This window comes from Crinalium epipsammum PCC 9333 (assembly GCF_000317495.1).
In the GTDB taxonomy this organism is placed as follows: domain Bacteria; phylum Cyanobacteriota; class Cyanobacteriia; order Cyanobacteriales; family PCC-9333; genus Crinalium; species Crinalium epipsammum.
In genome coordinates this window covers 3915811-3930578 of the sequence record NC_019753.1, presented here as the reverse complement: position 1 = coordinate 3930578, position 14768 = coordinate 3915811, and the positions used below count along the sequence as shown (strand labels likewise).

14 protein-coding genes and 1 tRNA gene are annotated in these 14768 nt (G+C 39.6%); 7 read left to right on the top strand and 8 right to left on the bottom strand.

The window, feature by feature from the left end; all coding sequences use genetic code 11:
- Nucleotides 1–148 precede the first annotated feature (148 nt).
- From CRI9333_RS17150 to CRI9333_RS17140, 3 genes are read left to right on the top strand one after another with little or no spacing between them, the layout of a single operon-like run.
- The gene (locus tag CRI9333_RS17150) at nt 149–565 is read left to right on the top strand and encodes a hypothetical protein (RefSeq protein ID WP_015204440.1); all 417 of its coding nucleotides are present in this window, start codon (nt 149–151) and stop codon (nt 563–565) included.
- Nucleotides 558–2096 carry a caspase family protein gene (locus CRI9333_RS17145; protein WP_015204439.1) on the top strand — a complete coding sequence of 513 codons (1539 nt, stop codon included), beginning with the start codon at nt 558–560 and terminating at the stop codon, nt 2094–2096. The genes CRI9333_RS17150 and CRI9333_RS17145 overlap by 8 nt, the downstream gene beginning before the upstream one ends.
- Nucleotides 2097–2104: 8 nt before the next feature.
- The gene (locus CRI9333_RS17140; protein WP_015204438.1) at nt 2105–2581 is read left to right on the top strand and encodes a hypothetical protein; all 477 of its coding nucleotides are present in this window, start codon (nt 2105–2107) and stop codon (nt 2579–2581) included.
- Nucleotides 2582–2834: 253 nt separating this feature from the next.
- Here the strand turns inward: CRI9333_RS17140 and CRI9333_RS17135 are convergent.
- Nucleotides 2835–2918 (bottom strand) — tRNA-Leu (locus tag CRI9333_RS17135).
- Nucleotides 2919–3168: 250 nt separating this feature from the next.
- Between CRI9333_RS17135 and ndhL the strand changes: the two genes are divergently transcribed.
- The 4 genes from ndhL (at nt 3169) to CRI9333_RS17120 (ending at nt 5832) form a co-directional block, all read left to right on the top strand.
- A complete protein-coding gene (gene ndhL / locus CRI9333_RS25840) occupies nt 3169–3381 on the top strand; it encodes an NAD(P)H-quinone oxidoreductase subunit L (RefSeq protein WP_015204437.1) in 213 nt (70 codons plus the stop codon).
- Between the two features lie 24 nt (nt 3382–3405).
- On the top strand, nt 3406–3759 hold the full coding sequence (locus CRI9333_RS17130; protein ID WP_015204436.1) for a DUF3007 family protein: 354 nt from the start codon (nt 3406–3408) through the stop codon (nt 3757–3759).
- 218 nt (nt 3760–3977) lie between these two features.
- Nucleotides 3978–4778: a tryptophan synthase subunit alpha gene (trpA, locus tag CRI9333_RS17125; RefSeq protein WP_015204435.1), complete on the top strand. Its 801-nt coding sequence runs from the start codon at nt 3978–3980 to the stop codon at nt 4776–4778.
- A 16-nt stretch (nt 4779–4794) separates the two neighbouring features.
- Nucleotides 4795–5832 carry a S66 peptidase family protein gene (locus CRI9333_RS17120; RefSeq protein WP_015204434.1) on the top strand — a complete coding sequence of 346 codons (1038 nt, stop codon included), beginning with the start codon at nt 4795–4797 and terminating at the stop codon, nt 5830–5832.
- 14 nt (nt 5833–5846) lie between these two features.
- Here the strand turns inward: CRI9333_RS17120 and CRI9333_RS17115 are convergent, their stop codons facing one another.
- The 7 genes from CRI9333_RS17115 to CRI9333_RS17085 all read right to left on the bottom strand — a co-directional run bounded on the left by CRI9333_RS17115 (nt 5847) and on the right by CRI9333_RS17085 (nt 14525).
- Nucleotides 5847–8000, bottom strand: coding sequence for a GumC family protein (locus CRI9333_RS17115; RefSeq protein ID WP_015204433.1), 2154 nt, complete (start codon nt 7998–8000; stop codon nt 5847–5849).
- A 167-nt stretch (nt 8001–8167) separates the two neighbouring features.
- Nucleotides 8168–9163 carry an MraY family glycosyltransferase gene (locus CRI9333_RS17110; protein WP_015204432.1) on the bottom strand — a complete coding sequence of 332 codons (996 nt, stop codon included), beginning with the start codon at nt 9161–9163 and terminating at the stop codon, nt 8168–8170.
- Between the two features lie 73 nt (nt 9164–9236).
- Nucleotides 9237–10100 (bottom strand): methyltransferase domain-containing protein, encoded by an 864-nt coding sequence (locus CRI9333_RS17105; protein WP_015204431.1) that lies wholly within the window; start codon nt 10098–10100, stop codon nt 9237–9239.
- Nucleotides 10101–10125: 25 nt separating this feature from the next.
- On the bottom strand, nt 10126–11016 hold the full coding sequence (locus tag CRI9333_RS17100; protein ID WP_232229348.1) for an NAD-dependent epimerase/dehydratase family protein: 891 nt from the start codon (nt 11014–11016) through the stop codon (nt 10126–10128).
- A 5-nt stretch (nt 11017–11021) separates the two neighbouring features.
- A complete protein-coding gene (locus CRI9333_RS17095; RefSeq protein ID WP_015204429.1) occupies nt 11022–12131 on the bottom strand; it encodes a glycosyltransferase family 4 protein in 1110 nt (369 codons plus the stop codon).
- Between the two features lie 99 nt (nt 12132–12230).
- Complete coding sequence (locus tag CRI9333_RS17090) at nt 12231–13241, bottom strand: NAD-dependent epimerase (RefSeq protein ID WP_015204428.1); 1011 nt, start codon at nt 13239–13241, stop codon at nt 12231–12233.
- Between the two features lie 3 nt (nt 13242–13244).
- Nucleotides 13245–14525, bottom strand: coding sequence for a nucleotide sugar dehydrogenase (locus tag CRI9333_RS17085; RefSeq protein WP_015204427.1), 1281 nt, complete (start codon nt 14523–14525; stop codon nt 13245–13247).
- Nucleotides 14526–14768: the final 243 nt, after the last annotated feature.

Below are 14768 nucleotides of genomic sequence, written 5' to 3'. Positions count from 1 at the left end.
CAGTTGTTACTACAGATGTAGGGTGGCGTTTGCACAGATGGTAGAGTATCAAAAGCTGGTTAGCAATTAATTCATCAGTTATGGTAATTAGCAGAGCTACTTTATAGTATTTATTTGAGATCAAGCTCTATTTAAGGAAATTGAAAATATGACACAACAAGCTAATTTTGAGATCACTATCGCCATTCAAGATGCCGATTTAGATAACGACGAGTTACAAGAAGAAACTCAGAACTTGCGAGAACAACTTGAGGAAAGTGAAATCGTAGAAAGCGCAGATTTGGTGGCAGTTAATCAAGCACCAGTAGGTTCAAAGGCTTTCGGTGGCTTCATTTTAGGACTGTTAAACGCAAAGGTTAATCCCGTTAATATTAAAAAATTAATGGGATTTTTGGGCGATCGCTTGGGGAATAAACAGATTGAGTTAACACTCAACACTCCTGACGGTAGGGAAATCAACCTCAAAGCCAGCAGCAGAGAAGAGTTTGAATTTGCTTTCCAAAAAGCACAGGAATGGGCAAAAAGTAATTCAACCATAGAAGAGAAGACTAACACAGATGGCTAAAATTGCTTTATTAATTGCAGTAGGTCAATTTGAGTCGGGAGATTTAGCCTCTTTACCAAAAAGCTCTGCGGATGTGGATGCAATGAAAGAAGTGTTGATAGATCCAGAGTTAGGGGGATTTAACGAATCTGACATTACTGTGCTGAAGAACCCTAAGAAACAGCGAATGGAAGATGCTATTTATGATTTATTTGATAAAGGTAAACGAAAAAAAGAGGATCTCCTGTTATTTTACTTCTCTGGTCATGGAATTACTGATGAACATGGAATATTTTTCTTTTCTACTTATGAGACTCGCAAGGAAAATGGTAAATTACGCCCTACCACTGCCATCTCATCAAATTTTGTACATCAGTGGATGAATCAATCTCTATCCAAAAGAATGGCTATTATCCTCGACTGTTGTCATAGTGGGGCGTTTGCTAAGGGATTAAGTGCTAAAGGTACTGCTAACGATTTAATTAAAGAGCAATTAGGAGGTGAGGGACGCGCCATACTCACTGCTGCTAGTGCCACCGAATACGCTTGGGCTAAGGATGAATTTAACCTTTCTGTCTATACCTATTATCTCTTAGAAGGTGTTTGTACCGGAAAAGCGGATCAAGGTGGCAATGATTGGATTTCTTTAGAAGAATTACATGAATATGCCAAAAACGAAATATCTGAAGCGAAACTCGAAATGACCCCAGAGTTTTATCCAGTGAGGGAAGGAGCTAAGATTCATCTTTTTAAAACCAAAATTATCGATCCTAAAGAGAAGTATCGAAAAGAAATTCAGCGTTATTTGAAGCTAGGTAAAATTCCTCTTTTTGCTCTTAATTGGTTAGAAGATGAGCGCAAGAGATTACAAATATCTCAAGAAGAAGCCCAATCAATAGAAGGAGAAGTTTTCGCTCCTCTTCAGAATAAACAAGAAAATCTCAAGAAATATGAAAAGGCTCTGGCACAAGCATTAGCTGAAGGATTTTCTCTTGATAATGATTGGATTTGGGAAGAATTAAAGCTAATTCAGAAAAGATATGAACTTACTGATGAAGAAGTAGAGCCAATCAGAGAGAAGATTATTCCTGAAATACAGCAACAGCAAAAACAAAAAGAACCACAAGAACAGGAAGAGTATAATAATAAACTTCGGCAATACCAACAGGAATTCTCAAAAGTTGTTGAACGAGAATACCCTTTGAGCAGTCATGCTCGGCAGCAAATCAACAGTTGGCAGCAGTCTTTAGGACTTAGATATGAAGATACACAGCGAATTGAACAACCGATTCTGGCTGCTAAGTATCAGGAGAAACTAAAAGAGGAAGAGAGACGGAAAGAACAAGAAGCAGAAAAAAACAAACAGTTAGAGCTACAAAAGCAACGAGAACAGGAAGAGTATCAAAAAAGACTAGAAGAAAGGTTGAAGCAAGGAGAAAAAATACAAAAGCAACGAGAACAGGAAGAGTATCAAAAAAGACTAGAAGAAAGGTTGAAGCAAGGAGAAAAATACAAAAGCAACGAGAACAGGAAGAGTATCAAAAAAGACTAGAAGAAAGGTTGAAGCAAGAACAGGAAGAACAACTTAGACCGCAGCCACAGAAATACATTCCTTCACAACCCCAACTAAGACAGGCAGGATTTCTCGCCTCGAAAAAAGCTCGGCGAAGTGTGCTACTAGGAAGCACATCTCTAGGTTTAGGGTTGATAGCTTTAGCGTTTGTTTTGTGGCAGAAAAAGGAGTTTTCGTTTTTGTTTTTTGTGGGGAATGGTACTTTATTTTATGTGGGTTTGTTTTTCCTCCGTAGAGTTCGCCAGTTTGGGGAGAGCGCCTCGTCTTTTCGTCTCTCTCTTGTTTTGTTTTTGGTTCGTCTTTATGGGGTGGTTTCTTTATTAGGTATGGGAGGGGTGGTTTTAGGGTCGTTTCTGGGAGTTTTTCAGCAGGATATCTTTTTTCCTGAATTGTACAAAAACGTACCGTTGTATTTTCTATTCCTCATAGTCTATCTTACATCCATCTACATTGGACGCTGGTAGCTTTCTGTAAACTTATTTCTGGGAAGGTTTCTCACGAATTCATTGGCTTTACTTACTTACTCGATACCTGGCACGGCTGCCAGGTCAAGCGATCGCTCTCTCAAACATTTAGGCAAAAATAAAGTTAATAATTAAGTCAGCTTCAACTGGAACCATAAGCTTGCCGCTTCTTCTTGAAACCATAAGCTTGCAGTTACGACAAAGTTATGGGTAAAGTCACACTAGAAATCTCGTGCTATCAAGCTTTGTTATATGGGGGTGGAGGGACTTGAACCCACACGACCATTACGGTCAACAGATTTTAAGTCTGCAGCGTCTACCATTCCGCCACACCCCCGTTTGTAATTGCAGCGAGTTGTTTGTGTTCAACACACCGCCTTTTATATTTGAGCATTAATAGGTGCTTTTTGACAAGCAATTTTAAAAGAAACTTCTCAAGGCTGTAAAATGAGTATTGCTGATCTGACCCTTGAGTGACGGGTATGAAGTGTAAGATAACGGCGCTCATCTGCGCCCCTACTCCCCATCCGCGCTGAGGTACAGCAGGTACGAAGGCTAGTTTATAATTTACCGCTCACAGGAGAAATATGCTTGTTGCGCTACTGTATTTGATTTTGGGTGGAACCTATTTGCTGGTGATTCCTTTCGCTCTCTATATCTACCTGCAAAAGCGGTGGTATGTGGTTAGCTCATTTGAGCGTGCTTTTATGTACTTCCTGGTGTTTTTCTTCTTCCCAGGTTTACTACTCCTCAGCCCATTTTTAAATTTTCGCCCTCAACGGCGGCAGATTGAAAGTTAAAACAAATTTTATCCTCAGCACTAGATGCGACGAATTGATGTAATTGGAATTGGTATCGGGATATTTGCAGCCGGAGGTCTAGCATATCTACTGTTCAAGGTAGCGGGGTTAGATAGTACTGAGGCTGGTATCTGGAGTCAACTGTTATTGATGGGTGGGTTAGTAGGTTGGTTGCTAACCTACCTATTCCGAGTCGGTACAAAAAACATGACTTATAACCAGCAGGTGAAAGACTATAAAGAAGCGGTATTCCAAAAGCAACTCGAAGAACTGACTCCCGAAGAACTTGCGAAGCTGCAAGCCCGGATAGAACAAGAATCTGCTGAAAAAATCACTTTGGCTGGGGATGAGCATGGAAGTATTCAGGATGACAGCTAAAATAATTTAGTTTTCACGTAGTTGAGCTATAAAATGCCGTTTTTTGATTGTCGGCTATTGGTATTCCTTATGCTCTGGGCATTTGAGCCAAGAAATAAGTTTTACTTATCGCCATAAGTAGGGGAGATATTAGTAAATTTAAAAATAACTGTTCTCCCCGTATTCTGTTTAAAAGCTAAAATTTCTGCTCTAATCTGCTGCCCTATTAAATTTCAAAAATGACTTCAATTTCTCAGTGCTTTGAGTCCTTGCGTAATCGTAATCAGTGCGCCTTAATTCCCTTTATTACCGCCGGAGATCCAGACTTAGAAACAACTGCTAAGGCACTAAAAATTTTAGATGCCTCTGGTGCGGATATCATTGAACTGGGTGTTCCTTATTCAGATCCTTTGGCAGATGGTCCAGTAATTCAAGCCGCAGCAACGAGGGCGTTAGAACGCGGTGTCAGATTGGATGATGTCTTATCTGTGGTTAAGGGCGTTAGAAAAGATGTGCGATCGCCCATTATCCTATTTACTTATTACAACCCAATTTTAAACCGAGGAATTGAAAAGTTTTTAGACCAAATTGCTCAAGCTGGAGTCCAAGGGTTAGTAGTGCCTGATTTACCCCTAGAAGAGGCAGAAACCCTGCTAAAACCAGCAGCAGAAAGGGGAATTGAGGTAGTGTTATTAGTTGCGCCTACCAGCCCTAGAGAAAGAATAGAAGCGATCGCTCGCCAGTCTCAAGGCTTTATTTACTTAGTCAGCGTTACTGGTGTTACTGGAATGCGTTCTGGTTTGGAAACACGAGTCAAAGATATACTCTTAGATTTACGCAGCATCACTGATAAACCTATTGGTATAGGCTTTGGGATTTCTAACACAGAACACGCCAAGCAGGTCAAAGACTGGGGCGCAGATGCGGCAATTGTGGGTAGTGCTTTTGTGAACCGCTTAAACGAGGGAACACCTGAACAAGGACTAGATGCGATCGCTTCTTTGTGCAAAAGCCTCAAGTTAGCAATTACTGATCAATAAATCACGAGTGATTTTAATGCAGTGCGATCGCCGCTTATTCCTGAGAAACATAACTCTAGCAGTACTAGCTTCTCAGTTACCCCTTCAAGTTAAAGCTAACTCTCAACCCAACTCGGTAATTAAACCATCGCGCTTAAAAGCTGGAGATACGGTGGGATTAATTAGTCCTGCCAGCCCAATTAACGCAGCCGACATTGATCCAGTAGTGCAAACTTTAGCATCACTCGGTTTAAAAGCGAAATTAGGGAAGCATATTCTCGACCGTTACGGTGATATTGCGGGTAAAGATAGCGATCGCGCCGCCGATGTAAATCAAATGTTTGCCGATACCTCTGTCTCTGCAATACTACCCATGCGTGGTGGCTGGGGCTGCAATCGCATTTTGCCTCTGCTAGATTATGACCTAATTCGGCAACATCCCAAAATTATTATCGGCTATAGCGATATTACATCCCTACTCATAGCAATTTATGCCCGTTGTGGTTTTGTTACCTTTCATGGTCCTGTCGGTACTTCAACCTGGAATTCTTTTTCTGTAGATTATTTCAAACGAATTATCTTTGATAGCAAAGCAGTAACTCTCCAAAATCCGATTATTGCCAACAATCTCAACTCAACCACCATCAAAGTAGAAACTATCACCCCAGGAAAAGCTAGGGGGAGATTGATAGGCGGCAATTTATCAGTATTAACCGCCATGATGGGATCTGCATACCTACCTTCGTGGCAACAGAAAATTTTATTTTTAGAAGAAGTAGGCGAGGATATCTATCGAGTAGACCGAATGCTGACGCAGTTAAAACTAGCCGGAATTCTTCAGCAAATTTCTGGATTTATTTTTGGGCAATGTACTAATTGTTCTCCAGGCAAAGATAATCAATCGCTGCCATTACAAGAAGTTTTGCTGAATCACATTCAACCACTCCATATTCCCGCTTGGTACGGTTCCATGATTGGTCACATTAAGGATAAATTCACTCTACCTGTAGGCGTTTTAGTAGAAATAAATGCCAACACAGGTACTATCCAAATGCTAGAATCAGCCGTTAGCTAAAAATTGTTGAAGCTCTAAGACGAACGCTTTGTGGCTGATTCATCCTGTTCAACTTCCTGCGTTGCATAACTGTTGTAGTAATAGTAGTTGTTGTAGTAACTACCACTGCTACGGCTAACACCATTAACCACCACGCCTAAAACATTTTGACTTGATTGGTCTAAAATCTCTTTACAATAGGTAAGATTACCAGAATTCGCCACCCCTGGGCGAACTACAAACATCAAACCATTTGCCATTCTGCCCAGTATGGTTGTATCAGCAGCGACACTCACCGGAGGAGAGTCGATAATTACAAAATCATAGGTTTGCGCCGACTGCCCGACCAAAACAGCCATCTGACTAGAATCAATCAGAATTAATGGGTTTGGAGGCGGTGTTCCAGCAGTAAGAACCTCCAGATTCTCCATCACTTCTACTACAGCGTCATTGAAGTCAGACTGTCCAGTAAGGACTGTACTTAAACCTGTCTCATTAGGTAATTGCCAAATCTTGTGTTGGGATGGCTTACGCATATCCGCATCTATTAGCAACACCCGTTGACCTAGTTGAGATATAGCAACAGCTAAGTTAGCAGCAGTTGTAGACTTACCTTCTTTAGGCACAGAACTAGAGATCACCATCACTTTAAGTTGGTTATCCAAGCTCATAAACCTCAAGCTAGTGTGAATCATCCGATAAGCTTCACTAATAGGTGAACCTGCAGTATTAGTAACAACTATCGATGGTACTATGCGCTGTTGGTTACCAAAACGAATGGTAGTAGATGAGTCCATATGCTCAATAATAGGAATAGTGCCCAACAATGGATAACCCAAAATTCTCTTCGCGTCTTCTGGATCTTTGATGGATTTGTCTGTTGTTTCTAAAGCTAAAGCAACTGCTATACCTAACAAAATACCTAGTAATCCTCCTACCGCCAAATTTTGAGCTTTCTTAGGAGCAATAGCACGTTCAGGAATCGAAGCAGGTGTCACAATTCGAGCGTTACCAACTGTCTGATTTTCTTGGACTCGAATTTCTTGGAGCTTTGGTGAAAGAATTTCATAAGTAGATTGAGCCGTTTTGAGCCTACGTTCTAACTCCCTCTGCTGTTGCTCTAGCTTCGGTAGAGTATTAATACGTTCTCTATAAGCAGCTTCTACATTAGCTAAAGCATATATCTGCTTCTCTAAGCTAGCGCGTTCTGCTGATGCACGAGCAAAATCTGTAATTAGTGATTGTTGTACACCATCTGCCAGCGGGACAATTCTGTTAGGGAGTGGTTGTTGCCCTAAAAAAGTTTGTTGTAACTGCTGTTGAAGGAGAGCTTTTAAGTTGGCTTCCTTACTTTTGAGATCCTCAATTACAGGATGCCCTTCTTGAAAACGAGTACGTTCAGTTGCCAGTTTTTCTTGTATGTCTTGCAAATTAGACAACAGTTTTTGTGTGGTTGGAGACTCACCAACCGAAGCCGCTACCACTGTGGCATTTAAATCATTTCCGAATAACTGCTGTAGCCCTTGAACGCGGGATGTTTCTGCCGCATACTTAGATTGAGCTTCACTAATCTGTTGAGTTAGGTTATTGAGAACTTCTGTCGTTGATGTTGCTTCGCCTGCTAAATCTAGAACTTTGTTTTGTTCTTTAAATTTACGTAAATCTTGTTCAGCTTGGCGCACAGTAACTTCGATTATGGGCAATTGTTTTTCGACAAACTCTCTCGCTGCTTTAGCTTCAGATCTTTGAGCATTTACATCACTTTTGATGTAAATACTCATTACTGTATTAATAATCTTGGCTGCCTTAGCAGGATCTGTATCTGTATAAGAAACTTGCAGAATATCTGTGGATCTTATATTGGTAACCTTGAGTGGTTTTAAAAATGACTCAGGCTTTTGTGATAAATTCAGCGTAGCTATAGTCTCTTGTGCAACTGGAATAGAATTAATTAGCTCTGCTTGAGTGTTAATCTGGTTGCCAGCCCCCGCAGAACCATCTATTTTGTCCAAATTTAATAATAAGGAAGTACTATTATTCTTTTTGATCAGAATTTGACCTTGAGCTTGATAAATTGGCTTTTGTTGAAATGTAACTAATGCTGTCACCCCTAAAACAAGAGTAAATACCAAAGAAGCTGGTAACCAACGACGTTTGAAAATAAACCAATATTGAGTAAATTCATCCATACCAATAATTTAATGAATGTGATTAAGTGTGTTTGTTTTATTGACTATCATTGAAAAATAAAAAAATAAATCATAAATTTACTAAATTCATTTATATTTTGTTAAGTTAAGGGTAAACTATTTTATAGTTGAATGAAAATTAAAAATCTTACACAATATCTCCAAAATTAAGCCTCGGAACGGGATTGCAAGTACAACTCTCCTAAAATAATTAGAGTAGCTATCACCAGTACGCTGATCATAGCTGCATATGTACCCCAGATACTAATGCTACTATCAACCATTAGTGTAATACAAATATATGTAGTGGCTACTAAAGCATGCGACCACCCAGATTGTTGTAAGCGTTGATAAAGATGAGTTCGATGAGCTTGGAAGATATTTTCACGGTGATACAAGCGACGAGCCAGCGTATAAACAGCATCGCCAATCATCGGTAGAGATATCGCCAAAGCGTATAGAGCAGGTACAGGCTCCTTGCCATAATTTAGGAGAGCCATAGCTACAGAAGCACCCAAAAAAGTACTTCCAGCATCTCCCATAAAAATTTTAGCAGGAGACCAATTCCACCAGAGAAAACCTAGTAAAGCGGCAACGAGCAGCCACAAAATAGGTTGATTTAACAATAGGGCTAATAAACCTAACTGAACAGTAGTAACACCAGCTACTAAACCATCCAATCCGTCCATAAAGTTGTAAAAGTTGATTAAGGCCGTAATACTAATAATAGTTAGCAAGCTCGACAAAATACTACCAAATTCGCCTAATTGGCTCAACCAAGGCCAGGGAAAGCTTCCAAAGGCTGTGACAGCAAGAATAGCAGCAAATAGTTGTACTAGATAACGAATAATAGCAGATACGCCACCACGGTCATCAAAAATGCCTACCGCTATTAATGGTATATAGACCAGCCACAAAGGTAGCAAAGGTATTAATTGTAGCTTATCGGCGACGGGCGTAAACAGCGAAACTACATAAGTGTAGATGGCGCTGGTAACTGCAAAAGCAATAATAAAACCTAGCCCCCCCCCTCTTGGTGTAGGTTGCGTGTGCGAACTACGTTCATTGGGAGTATCGAGCAGGTGTCGGCTGAAGCGTTGCTTAATTAGGGCAACAGTAAGGAGACTAATTATAAAGCTTACAAGGGAAAGTAGGAGATCCATCAGTTAAGTGATTTTGGATTGACAACTAAAAAAGTAGTTGAGATTACCAATTGTGAGATAATTTCGTCAATATTTATTTATGGCTCGGTCTCAAGATTACAGAAAATTCAGATATCCGAAGCTCCTCTTCACTAAGTTCTGTAAATTTTCTAGAAAATTTTTCCCTGGGAGTCGGTAATTTATCCCAACGTTTTACTTCTACTACTTCAACATCAAAACCAGCTTTACTAAATACTTCTAACATCTCCGAGTAGCGAAGCCGATTTGTATAAAAACCAGATTTAGCCATAAAATTTGATTCCCAAACGGGTTCAGAAAATCTCAAATTATTCAGATCCCCCCCCAGATGATCTTTCAAATCAATTTTATGAGAACAGACTCCATTATTTTTTAATATTCTCCGTAGTTCTATGAATGTATCTAAAAACTCTTCTTTTTTGATGTGTTCTAGGACAGCGTGTGACCAAATAAAATCAACAGATTGAGCAGGAATCTCTTTCAAAAAACTCAATCCTGATACCCCATAATTAGAATTACAAATCTTTAGAATTTCTTCTAAGGATTGTGCTAATTTAATATTTGGAACATCTAATTTTTGTTTATTAAGAAAATCCGCCATGATCATATATGGCTGGATGTTTTTAACGGCAAATTCTCCCGCGTCAACTAGGTAAGAAGCAGAACCGCCGAAGCTCTTGCTGACAATCGCAGATAAAAGGGAATCTCCAGGACCAAGCTCTAAACTCACGAATCCAGGTTCAAATTTAGTACGCTCAAAATGACTATTAAAAACATTATAGGCATAATTTGGGTTATCCATAGAGCCATGCTCAAAAAAATGTAGTTTTTTCCAAATTCCGTATTCTATGGGTAAGCGAGCTAAAACTATTTTAGCTGCAATCTTAATCCACCAAGGTAGGTATTTTTTTATTTTCATATTTTCTATTATTCTGACTTATGGATCAGATTATTCCTTTGTGCCGCATTAACTCTACTTCCTGCTGCAATCCAATTTCTAAGGTGCGTGGAAAAAAATCTAGGTCTCGCTGGGCAGCATCGTGGGGATAATCTTTATCTTCCTCTAAACGGAGAATTTGTTCCCGTCGCACAGGCGCTCGTTTTCCTAAAATACTCTCCAAAATTGTAGCTGACCACATACCAACATTGAGTGGCAAGGTGATAGGACGCACAGGTTTTCCCAACTGTTTTTCCACCAAAACTAGCAATTCTCGAAGACTGACAATACTAGCACCAGAAATATCGTAATCCCCTTGAATATTGGGATGTTGTAGAACATAAAGCAGAGCCTTAGCAATATCATCAGCATGGATAGGTTGTACTAAGTTATTACCAGAGCCAAAGATGGGAAAAAAGCCGTAGCGGTAGCAGAACTTAATTAATTTATGGAGGTTTTTATCTTGGTGGGAACCATAGATCATCGTTGGACGCAGTAAGCAGTAAGAGCCAGGATATTTTGCTAGTTGTGCTTCTGCTTCTTTATACTCTGCTGAATATTGGTTATATTTTGAGTAAACTCCTGTTGTGCCAATTATGATTAAACGGGGAGTGTTGTCCGCATTTTTCAGACTGTGAAGAATAGTTGGGATTTGGCGCAATTGAGCTAAGTGAAGAATCGTATCCCAAGTATTTTGGCTAAAAGATTTCTCCCAAGTTTCAGAATTAGAAGTATCCCCAAAATGGTAAATCAGGTTTAAATTTAAGGTGTTGATAGCAGAGCGATCGCTGGTAGAGCGTACTAAGCAGTGAACTTTAGCTTGAGGAGTAACCTGTGCTAATCGTTGAAGAAATAAACCACCAGTTAAACCAGTTGCCCCTGTCATTAATAGCTCCATCTTGCTTATTTACCTTTTCCTCTGTTAGCTAAAACTTGCTCGTATATCTTACAGTTACGCTCAAACATTCGCTCAAACGTAAATTCTGCTTCGTATCGCTTTCGCCCCTGGTCGCCCATTTTTGTGCGTAGATCTACATCCGATACCAACTTTGATAGTCGATCTCGCAAGACATCGACATCTTGATGAGGCACACAATACCCCGTTATCCCATCAATAACGGCTTCAGATGCTCCTCCTACATTAGATACAACTACTGGCATCCCTGCACGCATCGCTTCCAACGTTGTACGTGGGAAACCTTCCCAATTTGATATTAAAGTGAAGATTTGGGCTTGAGCTAGTACCTTAGCAATATCATTACGATGCCCTAAGAAGTTTACGCTGTCTGCTATTCCTAGTTTCAGCGCCATAGTTTTAATCACCTCTATGTTTGGGCCATTTCCAACTAAATCTAGCTGTGCGCCTTGAATCTTCTGAAATGCTCTCAACAGGGTCAGATGGTCTTTTTGTCGATCAAAGCGAGCAACCATAACAATACGGACAGGATTAGAAGCCATTGGATTAGCCCTCAATTCATTAGGTATATCTGGCATACCATTATGAATTGTTAGTAGCCGATCTGCTTGCATACCAACCTTAACACCGATAGAACGATCGTTTTCTGATACACAAATTATCTTATCTGCCAAAGGTTCAGCTAATTTTTCTACCCATTGGTAAAGTGTACGACTAGGTTCAGGAACTCCACCTGTAAATGCCCAACCATGTGCTGTAAAAATGCAGGGTGTATCAGCAATCTTACAGGCTAACCGACCTAATAACCCAGCCTTACTAGAGTGCGTACTGACAATATCAGGCTTAAAATTGCGAATTGTTTCTTTCAAAAAATTAAATGATTGGCAATCCTTTACCAAATTTATGTTTTTTTCCAAAAACTCACATGATATTGAGTTAATGCCCCATTTGTGGAGTTCAGTTGTATAGGCACCCCGTACTCCTGTAACAACTAAAACTTCGTGCCTATCTTGGTTTAAAGCTTTTGCTAAATCCCTGACATGAACTTGAGCGCCACCAATAGTATCAGCCCGAGTTATTATAAATAAAAATTTCATATTAAGCTCTGTCATATATTATTAATATCTATATGATATGTACTTCCAAAAAAAATAACACGCATCTAAATTAAGTTAGATGCTTTTTGGCAAGTTTTATCAAACAGAATAATAAGACCGATACCAGGCTACAAAACTTTCAATACCCACCTCAATCGGTGTATTTGGTTTAAAACCTACATCATTAATCAAATCATCAACATCTGCATAGGTGGCAGGTACATCACCTAATTGAATAGGTAGCAGATTTTTTTCGGCTTTTCTACCCAAACAATCTTCTAAAACTTCAATAAATTTCATCAACTCAACAGGTTGATTATTTCCGATATTATAGATTTTGTATGGAGCTTTACTTGTACCAGGATCGGGTGCATCTGCTGACCAATCTGAGTTTGGTTGCGGGATATTATCTATAACTCTAACAACCCCCTCAATGATGTCATCAATATAGGTAAAATCGCGGCGCATTTTACCGTAATTAAATACATCAATTGGCTGTCCTGATAAAATTGCCTTGGTAAAGAGAAACAGCGCCATATCAGGACGACCCCAAGGCCCATAAACGGTAAAAAAGCGTAACCCAGTAGTAGGTAAGTTGTACAAATGGCTATAAGTATGAGCCATTAATTCATTAGCTTTTTTACTAGCAGCATAAAGGCTAACTGGGTGATCTACGTTGTCATGCACTGAAAAGGGCATTTTAGTATTAGATCCATAAACCGAGCTAGAAGAGGCATATACTAAATGCTTAACTTGGGAATGGCGACAACCTTCTAAAATGTTGGTAAAACCTACGATATTACTATCAATGTAGGCATGAGGATTTTTTAAGGAGTAGCGCACGCCAGCTTGCGCTGCTAAATTGACTGCAACATCAAAGTTTTGCTCAGTAAATAGGTTGGCTATACCTTCACGATCACCTAAATCTAGTTGGTGAAAACTAAATCCTGGTTTACCTTCTAGTTGGGCTAATCTGTCTTTCTTGAGAGTGACATCATAGTAATTATTAAGGTTATCTAGTCCAACAACTTCATCGCCTCTAGATAGTAGTCTTTGACTGAGGTGAAACCCGATAAAACCAGCGGCACCAGTAACTAAAATTTTTGTCATGCCCTACAAACTCCAATAAGTAAGATTTTCTGGAAGTGTAGCTGGATCAAAAGCGGATTTGACATCCATCAGAACCCCACCAGTTTTAATGCCAGCTAGTAATTGTTCGCGGGGCATATCAAGATAAAAACGGTGGCTAACAGCAAGAATCATTCCATCTAAATCGGAAAAATCTTGCCAATCTGTTAGCTGTATACCATATTCATGTTGTGCTTGCTCGGAAGTAACTAAAGAATCGTGTACTAATGGCTCAATCCCAAATTGTCTTAACTCTGCCACAATATCAGGTACACGGCTATTACGTAAGTCAGGAACATTTTCCTTAAATGTTAGCCCTAAAATGCCTACTTTAGCGCCTTGAATACGTAAATTAGATTTAACAAACAGCTTAATTAGTCTTTGAGCAATGTATGTTCCCATGCTGTCATTAATCCGACGACCAGCAAGGATAACTTCAGGATGATAGCCTAGTTGTTGTGCTTTAGTCGTGAGATAATAAGGATCAACTCCGATACAGTGACCACCTACAAGTCCTGGGTTGAAGGGTAAAAAGTTCCATTTTGTTTTTGCTGCGGCTAAAACATCATGAGTGCGGATACCCAACCGATCAAAAATTACTGCTAATTCATTCATTAAGGCAATATTTAAGTCTCGCTGAGTATTTTCGATAACTTTAGCTGCTTCGGCAACTTTAATAGATTGAGCGCGGTGTACACCTGCGTCAATAATAGTTCCGTAAACTTTGGCAACTCGCTCTAAAGTTTCTGCATCTTCCCCAGAAACAACTTTGACAATTTTTTCTATAGTATGTTCCTTATCGCCCGGATTAATTCTTTCTGGTGAGTAACCCAGCTTAAAATCAATACCTTGAGTTAAACCAGATGCTTTTGCTAATATTGGGCCACATATTTCCTCGGTTACGCCAGGATATACTGTAGACTCGTATACTACTACTGATCCAGGTTGTAGTACCTTACCAATGGTTTCGGAAGATTTAATTAGAGGTGTTAAATCAGGACGATTATAACGGTCTATTGGGGTAGGAACAGCAACAACAAAGAAGTTAGCGGCTTTTAAATCTACTGGATCGGAAGTAATTTGGAGAGTTGTAGCAATTAATTCATCACTCGGAATTTCGCCCGTAGTATCAATCCCCTGCTTAAGAGCGGTAACTTTTTCGTAATTAATATCAAATCCGATAGTACCTGAAAAGTTTTTAGCAAATGCTAAAGCTACGGGCAAGCCGACGTAACCAAGACCAATAATAGCAATGCGATCGCTCAAAGTTTTTTACCTTTTTATATCAAACATTAAAACAGACTGCCATGTATTATCTATACTTCCTGCTGAGTTTACCTCTTGCACAGATTTAACCTTATATATAGCGGTTAGCAGTTATATTTTAGCAGTTATCTTTTGAAACGCCTTACGCTGTATACACTTCAACTCTAAAGCTTGTCCTAATTGCTTTGGCGATTGCTATATATTAAACTTATAACTATGGAAATGGTCTTGCAGGGTGGGAAA

Excerpts from the sequence above, each read along its gene's own strand:
- ndhL (WP_015204437.1), top strand. The coding sequence starts at position 3,169 with ATGCTTGTTGCGCTACTGTATTTGATTTTGGGTGGAACCTATTTGCTG.
- CRI9333_RS17105 (WP_015204431.1), bottom strand. The coding sequence starts at position 10,100 with ATGAAAATAAAAAAATACCTACCTTGGTGGATTAAGATTGCAGCTAAA.
- CRI9333_RS17130 (WP_015204436.1), top strand. The coding sequence starts at position 3,406 with ATGCGACGAATTGATGTAATTGGAATTGGTATCGGGATATTTGCAGCC.
- CRI9333_RS17110 (WP_015204432.1), bottom strand. The coding sequence starts at position 9,163 with ATGGATCTCCTACTTTCCCTTGTAAGCTTTATAATTAGTCTCCTTACT.
- CRI9333_RS17150 (WP_015204440.1), top strand. The coding sequence starts at position 149 with ATGACACAACAAGCTAATTTTGAGATCACTATCGCCATTCAAGATGCC.
- CRI9333_RS17115 (WP_015204433.1), bottom strand. The coding sequence starts at position 8,000 with ATGGATGAATTTACTCAATATTGGTTTATTTTCAAACGTCGTTGGTTA.
- CRI9333_RS17095 (WP_015204429.1), bottom strand. The coding sequence starts at position 12,131 with ATGAAATTTTTATTTATAATAACTCGGGCTGATACTATTGGTGGCGCT.
- trpA (WP_015204435.1), top strand. The coding sequence starts at position 3,978 with ATGACTTCAATTTCTCAGTGCTTTGAGTCCTTGCGTAATCGTAATCAG.
- CRI9333_RS17090 (WP_015204428.1), bottom strand. The coding sequence starts at position 13,241 with ATGACAAAAATTTTAGTTACTGGTGCCGCTGGTTTTATCGGGTTTCAC.
- CRI9333_RS17145 (WP_015204439.1), top strand. The coding sequence starts at position 558 with ATGGCTAAAATTGCTTTATTAATTGCAGTAGGTCAATTTGAGTCGGGA.
- CRI9333_RS17100 (WP_232229348.1), bottom strand. The coding sequence starts at position 11,016 with ATGGAGCTATTAATGACAGGGGCAACTGGTTTAACTGGTGGTTTATTT.
- CRI9333_RS17120 (WP_015204434.1), top strand. The coding sequence starts at position 4,795 with ATGCAGTGCGATCGCCGCTTATTCCTGAGAAACATAACTCTAGCAGTA.